The organism is Pontibacter pudoricolor, assembly GCF_010092985.1.
Classification (GTDB): Bacteria; Bacteroidota; Bacteroidia; order Cytophagales; family Hymenobacteraceae; genus Pontibacter; species Pontibacter pudoricolor.
The window spans coordinates 1,490,190-1,506,885 of record NZ_CP048106.1; the positions used below are offsets into that span (position 1 = coordinate 1,490,190).

The 16,696-nt window shown below is 45.9% G+C and carries 15 protein-coding genes; 10 read left to right on the plus strand and 5 right to left on the minus strand.

Annotated elements, in window-relative coordinates; translation table 11 throughout:
- Positions 1-394 precede the first annotated feature (394 nt).
- From GSQ66_RS06440 to GSQ66_RS06460, 5 genes are all read left to right on the plus strand, one after another.
- Entirely contained in the window at positions 395-586 is a 192-nt protein-coding gene (locus GSQ66_RS06440) for a hypothetical protein (protein WP_162426708.1), read from the plus strand.
- 91 nt (positions 587-677) lie between these two features.
- Positions 678-791 carry a DUF1003 domain-containing protein gene (locus tag GSQ66_RS19145; protein ID WP_317164242.1) on the plus strand — a complete coding sequence of 38 codons (114 nt, stop codon included), beginning with the start codon at positions 678-680 and terminating at the stop codon, positions 789-791.
- 86 nt (positions 792-877) lie between these two features.
- Entirely contained in the window at positions 878-1,246 is a 369-nt protein-coding gene (locus GSQ66_RS06450) for a hypothetical protein (RefSeq protein WP_162426709.1), read from the plus strand.
- A 198-nt stretch (positions 1,247-1,444) separates the two neighbouring features.
- Positions 1,445-1,948 carry a YkgJ family cysteine cluster protein gene (locus tag GSQ66_RS06455; RefSeq protein ID WP_162426710.1) on the plus strand — a complete coding sequence of 168 codons (504 nt, stop codon included), beginning with the start codon at positions 1,445-1,447 and terminating at the stop codon, positions 1,946-1,948.
- A 197-nt stretch (positions 1,949-2,145) separates the two neighbouring features.
- On the plus strand, positions 2,146-2,796 hold the full coding sequence (locus GSQ66_RS06460) for a CatA-like O-acetyltransferase (RefSeq protein ID WP_162426711.1): 651 nt from the start codon (positions 2,146-2,148) through the stop codon (positions 2,794-2,796).
- A 133-nt stretch (positions 2,797-2,929) separates the two neighbouring features.
- Here GSQ66_RS06460 and GSQ66_RS06465 read toward each other — a convergent pair whose 3' ends face one another.
- Together GSQ66_RS06465 and GSQ66_RS06470 are read right to left on the minus strand one after the other, a co-directional pair.
- On the minus strand, positions 2,930-3,844 hold the full coding sequence (locus GSQ66_RS06465; protein WP_162426712.1) for a pirin family protein: 915 nt from the start codon (positions 3,842-3,844) through the stop codon (positions 2,930-2,932).
- An 18-nt stretch (positions 3,845-3,862) separates the two neighbouring features.
- Positions 3,863-4,825, minus strand: coding sequence for an aldo/keto reductase (locus GSQ66_RS06470; RefSeq protein WP_162426713.1), 963 nt, complete (start codon positions 4,823-4,825; stop codon positions 3,863-3,865).
- 1,227 nt (positions 4,826-6,052) lie between these two features.
- Here GSQ66_RS06470 and uvrA point away from each other — a divergent pair.
- The 4 genes from uvrA to GSQ66_RS06490 all read left to right on the plus strand — a co-directional run bounded on the left by uvrA (position 6,053) and on the right by GSQ66_RS06490 (position 11,989).
- Positions 6,053-8,599 (plus strand): excinuclease ABC subunit UvrA, encoded by a 2,547-nt coding sequence (uvrA, locus tag GSQ66_RS06475; RefSeq protein WP_162426714.1) that lies wholly within the window; start codon positions 6,053-6,055, stop codon positions 8,597-8,599.
- 21 nt (positions 8,600-8,620) lie between these two features.
- A complete protein-coding gene (locus tag GSQ66_RS06480) occupies positions 8,621-9,562 on the plus strand; it encodes a DUF808 domain-containing protein (RefSeq protein ID WP_162426715.1) in 942 nt (313 codons plus the stop codon).
- A gap of 369 nt (positions 9,563-9,931) precedes the next feature.
- Positions 9,932-10,741 (plus strand): pseudouridylate synthase, encoded by an 810-nt coding sequence (locus GSQ66_RS06485; RefSeq protein ID WP_238395841.1) that lies wholly within the window; start codon positions 9,932-9,934, stop codon positions 10,739-10,741.
- Between the two features lie 153 nt (positions 10,742-10,894).
- Positions 10,895-11,989 (plus strand): endonuclease/exonuclease/phosphatase family protein, encoded by a 1,095-nt coding sequence (locus GSQ66_RS06490; RefSeq protein ID WP_162426716.1) that lies wholly within the window; start codon positions 10,895-10,897, stop codon positions 11,987-11,989.
- Between the two features lie 435 nt (positions 11,990-12,424).
- On the opposite strand, the gene GSQ66_RS06495 is transcribed toward GSQ66_RS06490, so the two are convergent.
- Together GSQ66_RS06495 and GSQ66_RS06500 are read right to left on the minus strand one after the other, a co-directional pair.
- Positions 12,425-13,657, minus strand: coding sequence for a serine hydrolase domain-containing protein (locus GSQ66_RS06495; protein ID WP_162426717.1), 1,233 nt, complete (start codon positions 13,655-13,657; stop codon positions 12,425-12,427).
- Positions 13,658-13,894: 237 nt separating this feature from the next.
- Positions 13,895-14,923, minus strand: a complete 1,029-nt coding sequence (locus GSQ66_RS06500) for a synaptic vesicle VAT-1 family membrane protein (RefSeq protein ID WP_162426718.1) — start codon at positions 14,921-14,923, stop codon at positions 13,895-13,897.
- A gap of 241 nt (positions 14,924-15,164) precedes the next feature.
- On the opposite strand from GSQ66_RS06500, the gene GSQ66_RS06505 reads away from it, so the two are divergent.
- Positions 15,165-15,578: a hypothetical protein gene (locus GSQ66_RS06505; RefSeq protein ID WP_162426719.1), complete on the plus strand. Its 414-nt coding sequence runs from the start codon at positions 15,165-15,167 to the stop codon at positions 15,576-15,578.
- Positions 15,579-15,658: 80 nt separating this feature from the next.
- Here the strand turns inward: GSQ66_RS06505 and GSQ66_RS06510 are convergent, their stop codons facing one another.
- Positions 15,659-16,690: a DUF4249 domain-containing protein gene (locus GSQ66_RS06510; protein WP_162426720.1), complete on the minus strand. Its 1,032-nt coding sequence runs from the start codon at positions 16,688-16,690 to the stop codon at positions 15,659-15,661.
- Between the last annotated feature and the right edge of the window lie 6 nt (positions 16,691-16,696).

Here is a 16,696-nt window from a genome sequence, read left to right on the forward strand (position 1 = left end):
ATTAAAAGGCTTGGTAATAGCAGCTATAGTTTAGTTTTGCTACATTGTTGAGGCAACTTAGTTTATAGCTTAGATTAAACTATAAACCTACTTCGTACATAAGGCAGATAAGCGTATGTATACTGTTATACTAATCCATTATCGGTAAAGAAATATTCTTGTGAATCTTATAAACCCATATACAGAAATCTACACTGAAGCATGGACATCAGTTCTATTCTGTTTTCCTTTTTACAGAGAAGTTATATGAAATTTTTTATTACACATAAATAACAAGCTAGGTCTCTTTTAGCAAAGAGCTAATATAACGTTTGTTGATTCTAACCAACAGCCTGGAACAGAAACATTTGGCAGTGAATATGACTACAGAATCAAACTCGATAAAGGTTATTTCTTGACAAAAAAAGAAAAAGCAAAAGGAGATATATTATTTGTTATTGTGTACGAGGCCTTCTCTGCTCTTGCCAAAGAGCATGGCTGTGATAGGAAAGTTATCGACCAAGCATTCCAAAGGATGATAACAGTGGATTTAATTATTGGGCTGCATATAAATCATCAAGAGTCAGGAACCACACTTGAGCACTAGTCTTTGAGTTTAAAGAGGGTGCTCTGAATATATAATGTGGCGTTCAAAATAAAACGAGTAATTGACTGCAATTCAAGCTACTATCAATATAATGAGCCAAAGCAGACAAGAACAAAAAGACAGACAAAGAAGCGAACGCGATTATAAAATTAATCTTAAAGCAGAACTTGAAATTAAACTGCTTAGTGAAAAAACTGTCCATTAGTTGGTTCATCAAAACAAAAAACTTTTAGAAATTCAAGAAGTTTAAACTGATAATCTGGAAGACCTAAGGAAAAAACTCAGAAACAAATGAAATTAGAAAGCCGCAATCAGAAAGTATTGCCATTACCTCGCTTCTTATTCAGGCTTGGGCGTTATGGGATGTTTGCTTTAGTCTTAATACTATTTTCGGTTCTGCTTGGTACAATTGGCTACCATCATTTTGGTAAAATTTCCTGGCTTGACAGTTTCCATATGGCTTGTATGATTTTGACAGGTATGGGGCCAGTTGTAGAAATGTCCACACCTCCAGCAAAAATATTTTCATCAATTTATGCTCTCTATAGCGGAGTTGCATTTTTGAGTATTTCCGCAGTATTCTTTGCCCCAATCATCCATCGACTTTTACATATCTTGCACGTTGAACAAGACGACAATGAAAATAGACGGAAGGAGTAGAAAAACAACCAATAATATCGCCTTGGCAATAGTGGGCAAACATTTGTAACTTCAACATTTTCAACCCTATCGGCATTTGTGTTAATGTTGGGCTTATGTTTTTAAAATGCTCATCATCGCCAATACGTGAACCGTTAAGACCAATTAAAGATCCACTTCAACAGTGTACATCAAAAAAAAAATTAAATTAATAAAAACATGAGTGATTCAACGAATCTATGTTTGGCTTGTGGGTTATGTTGTAGCGGTACCCTGATTGGATTTGTACAGCTTGGAAGTGAGGAATTGCCTGTATTGAGAGAATTGCTGGATGTTGAGAATTCAAACGGTGAAGGTTTTTTTCTTCAGCCCTGCAAAAAGTATTGTGATGGCTGCACTATATATTCCAAAAGACCGAAACAATGTGCAAAATACGAGTGCGAACTTTTAAAATCTGTCGAACAAAAGGAAATAGATTTTGACACGGCTATTGAAACAATTCAGGTCGTTAAACAACAAAAAATTGCTATAGAAAAACAGCTGGCGCTATTACCGCTTGAACTTAAATCCGAATCATTCTACTTTAAAATGGTCGAACTGAACAAGTTGTTCCAGAAAAACCAGTCTGAATCCTCCTTACCGCAAACTCATCTGAATCTAATGTCGGACCTGGCGCAATTAGAGCGTCTACTGTCAAAAAGGTTTGGTGTCTCATTCTTTTAAGAATAAAGGATTAATGACTGAATAATGAGACTATAGATGATTACTGTTGTTAAAAAAAGCTAAACAGATACGATAACGACGGCTAATTAATGCCTAAAAACCTACCGATAATCCTTCGCTTATTCAAATCACTGCCCTACTTTTGCAGATTAAATTATACCTGTTCATCAAACTATTAGAACAGGCAGGGCATAACTATGGAATCTAAATACAGCAAGCAAATTATAGCTTTGGAGGGTTGGGACCGGGAGGAAACCTTTCGCTTTTTCAGTTCTTTTAAACAACCATTCTTCAACGTACACACCGAAACCGACATTACGCCGCTTCACCGGTATTGTAAAGCAAATAACCTGTCCATTTCGCTGGCTTACATGTATGCGACTTTGCTGGCAGCGCGCGCTACTGTAAATTTCTGTTACCGGATAGAAAACGGCCAGGTGGTAAAATATAACGGCCTCGATCTTTCATCTACAGTGCTGAAAGATGACAACAACATCGCTTTTACGCACTTTTCCTACCGCGTAACGCTGGAAGACTTTTGCCGCGAAGGAGCCGAAATTATAGCTGAAGTTAAAAAGAGCAACAAATTATTTAACGGTTACCAGGGCAACGATCTGCTGCACATGACTACGCTGCCCTGGTTTACATACAAAGGCATGGAGCATGCTTTCTCGTTGACCCAAGAAGAAACGGGAGTGCCGAGGATCGGGTATGGCCGTTTAGAGTTTAAGCAGGATAAAGTGATGCTGCCGATGAGTATTGCCCTGCACCATGCCCTTGCCGACGGGTACCACATGCACCTGTTCCTCCAGGAAATGGAAGCAGTCATCTCAAACTATAAACTATAGTTACAACTTCTGAAACTATAGTTGGCACAGCATCAGGAAAGCATAGTCGTTTTATTCTGTTAAATCCAACCTATTTAATGCCCTCGCTCGCGTCCCGCAAGCGAGGGCGAATGATAGAATGAAACGACCCTAATCAGGAAAGGGCTTGTGGTGCAGGATTGCCTGCCGGCCTGGACTTATCTTCCGGGAGCGGTACAAACTCCGCGTTGTCATTAGGCGGTAAAATTATACGGCCGGCTTTCCAGTCGGCTTTGGCTTGTTCTATACGCTCTTTCCGGGATGAAACAAAATTCCACCAGATATACCGTTCGCCCAGTGGTTCGCCACCGAGCAACATAAGCGTGGTCGGTTCTTTGGCAACTATAGCCGGCTCTGCGGTTTTATTAAACACCAGCATCTGCCCAACAGTGTAGGTACGGCCAGCAACTTCTATACTGCCTTTGGCCACGTAAATTCCGCGTTCTGTGTGTTCTTTCGGCAAACTTATACGGGCATCTTTTTGCAGCACCACATGCAGGTAAAACAAAGGCGAATGCGTTTTCACATCGTTTCGCAGGCCGTAGGCATCTCCGGCTATCAGCCGCATCCAAACACCCGTGTCGGTATAAATTGGTAGCTGTTCGGGTTTATAGTTGGTAAAGGCTGGGGCATCTTCTTCATCTTTCTCCGGCAAAGCTACCCAGGTCTGTATCATTTCCAGGTTGCCGCCGGCCAGGGCACTTGGGTCTTCAAAACGCTCGGAGTGGGCAATGCCGCTGCCTGCCGTCATCCAGTTCACTTCACCCGGCCGGATGATCTGCTCTACCCCCAGGCTGTCGCGGTGCGTAACCTGACCGCCAAACAAATAACTGACCGTAGATAAACCGATATGCGGATGGGGCAACACATCCATAGAATGCGTTAGCTCGGGAGCGACATCAACAGGGCCGGCATGATCCATAAAAATAAAGGGGCCTACCATTCGGCGCAGGCGAAACGGCAGAATGCGCCGCACATCCATTCCCGGGGCAATGGCTGCTTTCCGGGCTTCTATCACTATATCCAGCATATTGGTTTGATTACGGTGTTAATTATTTTTCTCGTATGCTGATGCCTGATCCAACAATTCCATGTCTTCCTGGGTCAGGTTTACCCGGGTTGCCTCTGCGAACGCCTGCAGATGTTTGCTTTTGGTGGCACTGGCAATAGGCGCTGTTACCTCGGGTTTGTTTACGAGCCACGCAAGCGCAACACCCGCCTGAGAAATATTGTGTTTATCGGCAATTGTATCCAGCGCTGCCAGTATGCGCTTTCCTCTTTCGTTCAGGTACTTTTTCATCCCGCCGCCACGCACACTTTTACCCAGATCAGCTTCTGTTCTGTACTTACCTGTCAGGAAGCCACTGGCCAGCGAGTAATACGTTATCACGCCCAATCCTTCTGCTTTACATACAGGCCCGATGCCTTCTTCAAAAGCCTGCCTGTTATAGAGGTTATATTCCGGCTGAAACACTTCGTATCTGGGTAATCCATGCTTTTTACTTGCTTCTAAAGATGCCTTTAAGCGCGCCGGAGACAGGTTGGAAGCACCAATGTATTTTACCTTCCCGGCTTCGATCAGTTTCTGATAAGCTCCCAGCGTTTCTTCCACAGGTGTTTTGTCATCATCCCAATGCGTTAAATACAGTTCTATCTGTTCCACCTGCAGTCGTTTCAGTGAGTCTTCCGCAGCTTTCAGAATATACTTTTCAGAGATGTCTTTATGCCCCTGCCCCATGTCGGAGCCTACTTTTGTAATGACGGTAACGTCCTTCTGGTTTCCCCTGGCTTTCATCCAATTCCCTATGATCGTTTCCGACTCACCTCCTTTGTTCCCTTCTGCCCATGTAGAGTAGGCGTCTGCTGTGTCTATGGTATTGAAGCCAAGGTCAACAAATTCGTCCAGTATTGCGAAGGCCTCTTTTTCATTCAGAGTCCAGCCAAGTACGTTTCCCCCGAAAACGATAGGTGCGGTATATAGTTCAGTGTTTCCTAATCTTCTTTTCTGCATAGTTGATACGCTATTTTCTGGTAAATCTATCTTTTTCTGATACGCAATTATAGTTGCAGGAGCTATCTGGTGTTCCGTTTACAATACGGTCAATCTGTTATCTCCAGGCTAATAACCACCGGTTCCTTTTATAGTTTAGGCTAAACTATAGTTTAACTTCCTTTCTGCCTTTAAGATAGTTGGTTCTATAGTTCTTTTTGCTGGCGCAAGTCCCCAGAATCGTGACTATCAGTATTATCTGTCGCTTTGGCTATAGTTCTATAGTTGCTGTTTTACCCCTTCCCAGTCTTCCCCTTTTATCGAGGTCCCTGACCCCCAGAACAGGGGAAGGAGCTTTACAGCCTTTGCTATAGTTCAGGTTGTAGTGCTATAGTTGGCGTTTTAACCCACCCCTGCCCCTCCCAAGAGGGGAATTACGGCTGTTGTTATAGTTGCTACTATAGTTCTATAGTTGTGGTTTTTCATCCCCCTTACCCCTTCGAAGTGGGACTTTTCTGCTGCAGCTCGCCCAACTGTCATTTCGACGGCAGGAGAAATCTGAGGTTGCTATAGTTACAGACCAGGATCGGGCAGGTCGCGACCTGTCCTACGGAATTATGACCACGATAAAGCCAAGCGCAACAACATTTCAATCAACTATAAAGTTAGCTATCGAACTGATCACAGTCTTTGGGTTGAGCGCCTTTGCTTTGTTGCGGTGCCGTCAGGCAACCCGAGGCACGAGGGTAGCAAGAAAGCAGCAGCGCGATGCCCGAAGACGAGGCCTCCCGGCCGTGAGGGCACCAAAGCAAGATTGAAACGATAGGTAAGTAAAGCTCCCAGGATTAAAGAAGGCTATGGAAGAAAAGGCTTGGTTCAAGTTGCAACTATAACTAACTATAAAACCCAGATTTCTCACTTTGTTCGAAATGACAAACGAGAAACTATAGTCATATAAAATCCCTCGACTGACGCTAGGGATGACGGTAGAGAAGATTCAGATTTCTCACAGCTGCGCTGGTTCTCTTCGACTCTCGTCTCAAGAAAGCTCGAAATGACAAAAGAAAAACTATAGCACATACCATGTTCCTCAAGGACACCCCCACTTTATCAGCAATCCTGCAAATCCCTTATCCCCACAAATCCTAAACAAGACTTAAAGCGGGTTTAAAGTAACGAACTCTTACCTTAGCCAGTAAACAGACGGAATAAATGTGAGGGTTTTAACAAAAGATACCAGATTACTACATGGCGAAAGAAACAGATAAAGCGCTGGGTAAAAACTTTACTGGCTTTGTAACAGTGAAGGGCGCACGGGAGCATAACCTGAAAAACATAGACCTGACCATACCACGCGATGCCATGGTAGTGTTTACAGGAGTGTCTGGTTCGGGAAAGTCTTCACTGGCATTCGGTACCCTTTACGCCGAAGCCCAAAGGCGTTACCTGGAATCTGTTTCGCCATATGCCCGTCGCCTGTTTCACCAGATGGCCGTACCGGAAGTAGACTCCATTGAAGGCCTGCCACCAGCCGTAGCCTTGCAACAACAACGGGGCACGCCCACTACGCGCTCCTCTGTTGGTAGCGTAACGACGCTCTCGAACCTGGTGCGCATGCTGTACTCCCGTGCCGGTGATTATCCGCCGGGCCAGTCCATTATTTATGCTGAGGCTTTCTCGCCTAATACTGCCGAAGGTGCCTGTCCGGTTTGCCACGGTTTGGGCCGTATTTATGACGTAACTGAAAAATCGATGGTGCCGGATGATTCTTTAACCATAAGAGAGCGGGCTATTGCAGCATGGCCAACGGCCTGGGGCGGACAAAACCAGCGCGACATATTGGTAACCCTAGGAATTGATGTAGACAGACCCTGGCGCGAATTGCCAAAAAAAGAACGCGACTGGATCTTGTTCACAGACGAGCAACCTGTCGTTCCGGTTTACCCCGGCTATACCCCTGACCAAACACAACGCGCCCTTAAACGCAAAGAAGAGCCCAACTATATGGGTACTTTTAGCAGCGCCCGGCGGCATGTGTTCCATACGTTTGCCAACACCAACAGCCCCCTCATGAAAAAGCGGGTAATGCAATACATGCTCAGCACCGACTGTCCCAACTGCCAGGGCAAAAGACTGCGCCCGGAATCGCTTTCGGTGAAGTTTGCAGGCTACGACATTACAGAACTATCCAGGTTACCGCTAAAAAGACTGTCAACTATACTACAACCTTACGCTGAGGGCACCGACTTAACCCACAAAAAACAGGAAGCCGAACACCCCGAGCAAACTATAGTTGCCCAGCGTATTGCCTCAGACCTGGTCGCCCGCATAAAAGTGCTGCTCGATCTTGGCCTGGGTTATTTATCGCTGGAGCGCAGTACACCAACTTTATCGCCCGGAGAACTGCAGCGCCTGCGTTTAGCCACACAACTTCACTCCCACCTTTTCGGAGTGGTTTATGTGCTTGACGAGCCATCTGCCGGACTGCATCCTTCTGATACCCTGGCCTTACTTACAGCCCTGGAGGGGTTGAAAAAAGCCGGTAATTCATTGTTTATAGTAGAGCATAACCTCGACGTGATCCGGCATGCAGACTGGCTGGTAGATGTTGGACCCGATGCCGGGCAAAAAGGCGGCGAAATACTGTATAGCGGTCCTCCTGAAAACCTGCACCTGGTACAAAACTCTAAAACAGCAGCATACCTCTCCGGGACGGCAGCAGTTCATGAGCAGCATCCGCGCACGCCTACGGGCTGGCTAAAACTAAGCGGCGTTACCCGTAACAACCTGCATAACCTCGACGCTGAATTTCCGCTGGGGGTATTTACCACCGTTACAGGTGTTTCGGGCTCCGGTAAATCCAGTCTGGTGAGCCAGGTGCTGGTGGAGTTGGTGGCAGAGCATTTGGGGCATGTCATAACTATGGAGGAAGAGGAAGGCGAAGAACTGGAAAGAACAGTACAACCCGAAACCGGCGGGCAGATAACCGCAGGCATGGAAACTATAAAACGGCTGGTGCGGGTAGATCAGAAACCAATTGGCCGAACGCCGCGCTCAAATCTGGCTACCTATACTGGTTTATTTGATAATGTTCGTAAATTGTTCGCCGCAACACCCATGGCCCGGGCCCGGAAGTATGATGCCGGAAGGTTTTCGTTTAACGTGGCCAAAGGTCGTTGCGAGAATTGCCAGGGCGAAGGCTTTGTAATGGTGGAGTTACTCTTTTTGCCAAGTGTGTACGCTCCCTGCCCGGTTTGCCAGGGCGCCCGTTACAACGCTAAGACATTAGAAGTAACGTACCGCGACAAAAACATAGCCGATGTGCTGGATATGACCGTTGACGCTGCCTCGGAGTTTTTTGATGAAGAACCGAATTTAAAGCGCGCCTTAACAGTTTTGCGGGAAGTTGGCCTGGGTTATTTGCGACTGGGACAACCGGCAACCGAACTATCGGGTGGTGAGGCGCAGCGCATAAAACTGGCTACCGAACTACAGAAAGCACAACGGGGGAACTCACTTTACATTCTGGATGAACCAACTACCGGGCTGCACCCTGCCGATGTAGAGAAGCTGCTGGTGCAACTGGACAACCTGGTAGAAGCCGGAAACACGGTTATAGTAGTAGAGCATACCATGCGCGTAGTAGCAGCCAGCGACTGGGTGATAGATATTGGCCCGGGAGCCGGTGAGGAAGGGGGCAAAATAGTAGCAACAGGTACGCCTGCACAGGTAGCAAAGTCGAAACAAAGTAAGACAGCGCCTTTCCTTAAAAAAGCATTGAACAGTAACCTATAAATTAAAGCTTAAAACTATAAAATGGCTTCAGGACTTCTTGCCCTATTAGATGACGTGGCTGCCCTTGTGAAAGTGAGTGCGGCGAGTTTGGATGATGTACCAACGCAGGTAGCAAAAACCACCAGCAAGGTTTCCGGTATTGTGATTGATGACACCGCCGTTACCCCTAAATATGTGGTCGGCCTTGATCCTTCGCGCGAGCTTTCCATCATCTATCAGATCGCCAAGAAATCACTGATCAACAAACTGCTGTTGTTAAGCCCGGCTGCGCTGGTATTAGGTTTTTTTGCGCCGTGGGCCATCCCTCCCATTTTAATGGTTGGTGGTGCGTTTCTGTGCTTCGAAGGGTATGAAAAAGTACATTCTATGTTCAGTAAACACGCTGAAGCCGGTGAGCACCCGGAAGAAAAGCTGGAGGTGATCACGCCACAGGAACTGGAAAAAGAACGGGTTTCTGGCGCTGTCCGCACCGACCTTATCCTTTCCGCCGAGATCGTGGCCATAACCTATGCCACGGTAGCAGACAAGCCGTTGTTTAATCAAATTGCTGTTATGCTGGCTGTTGGTATTTTTATAACGATAGCTGTGTATGGTTTTGTTGGCTTAATTGTGAAAGCCGATGACTTTGGCGTGCATTTGGCGAAAGACAAACATAGTCCGCAGGTACAGAAAATGGGGCGGAGCCTGGTGAAGTTCATGCCTAAATTTTTAAAGATTCTGAGCTATGTTGGTACAGCAGCTATGTTGTGGGTTGGCGCTGAAATTATAGCGCACGGTATTCCGTTCACAAGTCATGCGCTTGATAACCTCGAACATTCCCTTGCTGATATACCTGCCTTGGCCTGGTTTGTAAAAGCGTTGGTTTGCGCTATTGGCGGTCTGATCCTGGGCTTTTTTATCGAAAAAGTAGTGGTGCTTTTCCGGAAACTCTTAAAAAAATCTCCTGCTGAAAAAAGCCTGTAAACTATAGTTTCCCGAACTATAGTTTGATAACTATACCAAAGAGCAATCCTGCCTGATTTGCGCGGGGTTGCTCTTTTTGCTAACTATAGTTGCTGTTTTTAATCCTGGAAAGAGTCACCAATTCCTGTCTTTTCACCGGCTGCTATAGTTGCTGGCAGGCCAGATGCGAAGCAGTATTTAATGAAGTAAAACCAATCTGTCATTCTGCTAAGATACTTATCGGAAGGGAGGTTATGCCACCGAGATCCTTCCGGGATGACAACGTTGTGTAAACTAATTCTGCGCTCTTTCTAAAATGCTTTTGATAAAATGAACGAATGATGACAGCTGTTGTTATTTTTGCCAAACTATAGCCTTACGCACAACTGCTTGCCACACCCGATAGCCTCCCGAAACCCGCACTTCACTCCTTTTGACGATCCAATAGCGACTGATACCTTACCTGAAAAGTTTACTTATCCTTTCAACTATACGCCCCATCCTGTCAGTTTACTTGCTGCCGAAAAACTCCAGTTTCACCTGAAAAACCAGAAAGACTGGCAGCATAATTTTGGCTTAACAGAGGGCCAGGAAGGAACAGTTATTGGTAAAATGTTTGGCGTGCTGGTTGTCAGAACAGAAAATAAGGAAGTTGGCTACCTGTCTGCCTTTTCGGGTAAGCTGGCCGGTGGTTTTCATCATGCCCGGTTCGTTCCACCTGTTTTTGATAGCCTGACAAAAGGGAGTTTCCTGAATATGGGCATGCAGGAGCTGACGCGCATAAACCAGAAGATAAAAATCCTGGAAGACCAGCAAACGACAGAAAGCAGGACAGAAATCACACGGCTTCAGGAATTGCGAAAGACAAACTCTGTAGCCTTGCAGGCCCAACTCTTCGACCAGTTTCAGTTCCTGAACCAGGCAGGCGAAGAGAAAAGTTTACGCGACATCTTTCAGAAAGCAACACACAATAACCCTCCTGCCGGAGCCGGTGAGTGTGCTGCTCCCAAGCTCCTGCATTACGCTTTCCTGCATGGCATGACGCCTATAGCGCTGGCTGAGTTCTGGTGGGGCTTATCGCCTAAATCTGATTCCTGGAAACATGGACATTTTTATCCTGCCTGCCGCGAAAAATGTGCTCCTATCCTGGCGCATATGCTGCACGGCATAGTTATGGAAGACCAACCTGAACAGCGCTAGTACCAGCATCCTCTCCGGTACTGAACTATAGTTTGTCCTCCGAGCAGGTGCACGAAAGTAAAGTTCAACTATAAATCCCCCCTCCTGAAGTTATAACGTATCATCTTTACAGGATACGAATTTGCTGGAATCCCTTTATGAAAACAGTGGCAGATGGCTTATAAAATACTGGTCGCGCTCACGTACTTTCTTGCCTTTGTTACGGTGCTGCCGTTATGGCGCCATAGTGCCTGGTGGGTCCGCGGATTGGATTTTCCGAGGTTGCAGTTTATGATCATGGCCTTATTGCTGCTGCTGGCTGAAGTTATCTTTCTCGACTTCTCCGAATACGATGCCTGGATCGTTACAACTATAGCCCTCGCAGCATTTTGTTTTCATGGCAGCTGGATATTGCCTTTCACCAGGATATTTCCTCCTGAAGTTAAGCCCTCCAGACACAACGACCCTAAAAATAAGATTAGTATCCTGACAGCAAATGTGCTCACTACCAACAAGAACTATAAAGGACTTTTGGACCTGGTAGCTAAATACCAGCCAGATGTGCTGGTAGCACTGGAAACGGATTTTTGGTGGGAAGAAAAGCTACATGTACTGGAAACAGATTACCTCTATACCATGAAGTGCCCACTGGAAAACAAATATGGCATGCATGTGTACTCCAGGCTTGAGTTAGAAGATTCTGCTATACAATACCTGGTAGAGCCTGATGTTCCTTCGATGCATGCGCTGGTTAAGTTACGGTCTGGTGTTCGGGTACGCGTTCACTTTTTACACCCTGCTCCGCCAAGTCCCACCGAAAACCCAGACTCTTCGGAGCGCGATGCTGAACTATTGGTAATTGCTAAAAGTGTTTCAGATGAGCTTTCCCCAATTATAGTAACCGGTGATCTGAATGATGTTGCCTGGTCTGCAACGACACGGCTGTTCCGGAAAATAAGCGGCCTGCTGGACCCACGTATCGGAAGGGGCATGTTCAATACTTTTCATGCTGAGTTCTGGTTTGCCCGCTGGCCCCTTGATCACCTCTTCCATAGTGAGCACTTTACATTGGCCCATATCAAGCGGCTACCATATTTTGGCTCAGACCATTTCCCGATGCTGGTAGCACTAAGTTACGATGAAACGTATGGTACTGACCAGGAAGGCTTGATTGCTGATGAAGAAGACCTTGCCTGGGCCGAGCAAAAAATGGAAGAACACGCAGTTGAGGAATCAGACGTACATGAGCCGGGTAAGGAAAGTGCATAAAGCCGGTACTAACTATAGCTGCCGGTCTGCAGATGGGTTGTACAATATACACCTCAGCCTGTTCAATGCTTCGTCAGACGGCGGCTTTGTAACCTGATTAATGTCAGATACTGCCGTTTTCGTTTTATCTCCTGACATGTACTTGTGAATGTATGCAATGCAGCGAACCAGCGCCGGTTTAAACCAATAGCTGCTCTCGAACTTATGGAAGAACTGTAACAAAGCAGCCTGATAGAAGAAATGCGAACTGTTTTTCTGTTGCCCGCCAACCATACGGGTGCAGAGACCTGAAGCGGTTTGAGAATTTAGGTGTTCAGGAGTTCACCGACAAGCCACTCTCTGAAAACAAGCTACAGGAAGCCTGCGAAAACTACTGGGCTACTAAAACCGCAAGACAACGCTTACGTCACCAACCTCCAATATTTTAAACCGAAGCTATAGTTTGTTAGCAGCTGTTTTGCTTGTTTTTTTAGATGCGGCTGCCATTTTAGATTGCTCCGGGTACAGAAACTTCTGTAGTTCTTTTAAATGCCTGAAGCTACCATTCGGTACATTGCTCAGCACTATAAGCGCGCTATGGTCTTTTGGATTTCGGAGCAGGTAGGTGGCGTACCCATGCCACAAACCTCCGTGGTAAACGATCGTGTCGCCGCTCTCTACTGTTCTGATACGCCAGCCAAAGCCATAGTCTTCATCTCTTTTCTTTTTACGCGAGCCGGTGAACGCCTCAACCAGCGTTTCCTGCTTCACCAGCTTTCCGGTGTATAGTGCCTGGTCCCATTTATAAAGGTCCTCTACGGTAGAGTAAATGCCTTTATCGCCGAGCACTGTATCCAGGTAATCAGGTGACCTTTTGCGCCTGCCACCGGTGTGCCCCGAAGCAACTTTACCGGTTAAAGCAGCTACATTTTTACTATAGGTAAAGGTATTTTGCATCTTTAAAGGCCCGAAAATATGCTTTTGCAGAAACGTAGCGTATGGCATTCCCGCTACTTTGGCAACGATAGATGCCAGCACCATATACCCTGTATTACTGTAATCAAAATGTGTATCGGGCTCATAGTAGACCGGAGGGTGATAGGTTGCCATCAGTTGCAGTACATCCTGGTTTGTAATGGGTTCGCTGCGGTCTGGCCATAGTTCATCACTGAAATATGTATAATTGCCCAGCCCGGACCTGTGTGTAAGCAGCTGCCGAATAGTGATGCCATGGTACGGAAAGTAAGGGAGGTGCTGTTGCACACTATCATCATAGGCAAGTTTCCCCTGTTCTTTCAGCATCATGATGGCCATTGCTGTAAACTGCTTTGATACTGACGCTAACTGAAAAGCGGTTTGTGTAGTAAGCGTATCTTTCCGGGAAAAATCAGAATAGCCGAAAGCGCCTTTATAAAGTACCTGATCGTACTTCGTAACCAGCACTGTGCCGTTAAAACCGCTTTTTTTGTGTAGCTGCGTAAAAATGGAATCGAGGTGATTGCCTAGTTTGGTGGCGCTGTCTGCAGTAAAATAGGCGGGTACTTCTATTTGCTGTCTTTCCTCTGCTGCTATACTTTGTTGCTTAACCTGCCCGGTTTTCTCTGCATCCTGGCAGGCTACCAGTGATACCAGGAAAAGAGTTGCTGCTACGCCCCTGTTCACTAAAAACTGTATTCTCGAAAATATCATACCTGAAACTACCAACACCAAACAAGTACTAAATATACTTTAACTTTTGAAGTTCATTTATCGCAAGAGCCGGAAAATTATTTCCCAACACCTTGCTCAAAACGACGCATAACCTAAACTGGTATAGCCGGCAATTAATAATTATGCAACGATACCCAGGCTCCTACTATGCCTATGCGTTTAAGTTTACTTTAAAGTTAAAGTATCGAACTATAGTTCCGGAGTTTCAGGGAAAGGCTAATCTTCTACCGTAACTACAACTTTGCCTGTTGTTTTACCTTGCTGGAACAGGCGGATGGCTTCATGCATTTTATCAAAAGGAAACACATGGCCAATATGCTGGGCTTTAAGCTGCAGCGCCAGTAGTTCACGGAGCAACTGATGCATCATGTCGGTTTGCTCGTAAAGGTAAATGAGGTTAAAACCCATAAGTGATTTGTTCTCGGTTGGCAGGCGCAACGGGTCTATTTTTGGCCTTCTCAGAAACTTCCAGATAAGGCCCGGGTAGTTGGGGCGGGAACCATGGCTTGTAAAACTGGCATTGCCATATACTACCATCCGGCCCATAGGTGCCATTGTTTCCCAGCCCTGCTGCAGTATTTTCCCGCCAATGCACTCCATGATGAGGCGCAAAGGCCGGCCGTCTAGCGCGCGTTTCAGTTTTTCACCAAACGTATTATCTCTAACTATAACGGCATCATACCCTTCTTCTTTCAGCAGAAAGTCTACTTTACTTGCACTGCCCACCGTGCCTATAGTGTAAGCGCCAGCCTTTTTACAGATGCGGTTTGCTAAAATACCCACGCCACCGGCTGCACTGTGTATCAGTACAGTTGCTCCTTTCTGCAAATTACCGAGCGTTGTTAGCGCATAGTAAGCCGTAAGGCCCTGCACCATGAACCCTGCTCCTTCCTCAAAACTCCAGGCATCTGGTAGTGGGATAACATACCGGTGATTGATATTGATATGAGAAACATAGCCGCCAAACCTGGTAGCTCCCATTACCCGGTCGCCAACGTTCCAATCTTCCACGCCCTCTCCCACAGCTATAATCTCACCAGAAAACTCCAGTCCGGGAATAAAAGAACCTTTGGGCGTAGCGCTGTAGAGGCCCTGCATTGCAAAAATATCAGCAAAGTTGAGTCCTATTGCTTTTACTTTAACAGTGACCTCACCGGGTTCCGGGTCACTTAATACTTCGGTCTGTAGCTTAAGGTCGTTAATGGAGCCAGCTTTGGGCATGCGGTAAACTCTGCGATCAGGCATAAGCTATAGTTTAAGTGGTGGGTTGCGCATCTCAGAACTATAGCTGCTACTATGTTTCCGGGGATGCATCTTGGTTTAATAGTTAAAACTACTGCAATTTAACTTTTCAGGAGCGGATTATCACTTCTCTGAACTATAGCTTTAGTTGTAACCAAAAGGCAAAATAGCAAAAAGGAGTATCCTTACAGAATCATTACTATATTTGTCCGGTACGACTTACTTTTTGGTTAACACCTTACAAATGGTTCTATTTGAAAACAGTATAGTAAAATTAGATTACGACCCGGCAACAGACATTATTGAAGTTGCTTACCCGGATTTACATACTTACCTCTTAGCTGAAATAAAATATACCATTGATCTGATGGTAGATATCATTAAAAGTTACGATATAAAAAAGCTGCTGCTCGACTCATCCAAAACCAGAATCGCCGTAAGTGAGGAAGAAAGCAGGGAGATATCTGCTTACCTGGCCAGGGGCTTCGCTACTACACGTATACAAAAAGTAGCCCGTTTGCAGTCTCCCAGCCAACCCATCGAGAAACTGGCACAGAATAATATCAAAAGCCTCGAGCAAACCCAGATACTGCCTTTTCAGCTTAAAAATTTTTCTTATAAAACGGAAGCTACAGCCTGGCTGAAAGAGATTGTGTAGCTATAGTTCATAAAAAGGCAAGGGGTTCGAACTATAGCTCGGACCCCTTGCCTTTTAAAATGAGTTTCACGGCGATAAGATCACCAGCCTTCAGGTGCCTGCCTGGTAGCACCTTTAAGGGCCTGGCAATCGTCCGGGTACATATAAGGAGGTGCCGGGTACTTTATGTCGGACCGGAGAATGGTAATTTGCTTTACGCTCACACCTGATACATCAAAAAAGCCCAACACCATTTCATCCTCATTCGCCGGATTTTTAATATTCCCTTTGACTTCTGCCGGAGGCGGATCGAAAACAGTGCCCGTACTGCTCTTTTGCTGCTCCAGGATACGGAAGAAATCATAGGCCTCGTTGGTGATGGAATGCTGGTAAATAGTCAGCTTATTTTTGGTACCCAGATACTTCTCAAATGGCATAAACAGCACCGCCTGGTTCTTTACATCCCTGCCATTTACAAGCCTGTCGTCGGCTACCCGTAACAGCTCTAACTTTTCGTAAAGGAAACACTGGATGCAGCATCCTTTGGGAGCTGGTAACCCGGACCATGGATCAATGAAGTCCCAGGGCTGTGTGTTCACTTCGTATTGCGTCGAGAATGACCATCTCAAAAAGTTTTTATACTCAGCCGGGTCTTTGTAGTCTACAAGTACATTGTACCCCATGTATAGCTGCTTTTCACGAACGCCCTCAAAGGCATAGCTCTGCTCATCAACTTCAAAATGCACTGCTTCTATCGGCAGCGGCTCCTGCATTTTTACCGGCTCAGACTGGTATAGCTTGTTACCTACCGAAACATTCAGCCAGTACGTATGCCCGGGCACACCGTAGGCCATGGCCCCTGCCTCGGGATAATAGTAACCCGCTTTATCGTACCTGAAACTATAGTGTTCCCCTGCATCACTTGAAACAAACACAATGGCATTTTTTTCAAACTCGTTGTAGGGTACCGAATGTGGCTGCGAGTAACTTAATCGGATATAGTTCAGCTTGGCTTCGTTTGTAAAGTAGCCTTCTACTACCAGGTGCTTTTTCTGCGTATCGAGGTCCACATCTACAGGATCGATGCAACCCATCAATAAAACAAGCGCAAAAGTTAGTATCCTTTTTAACATAGCAGG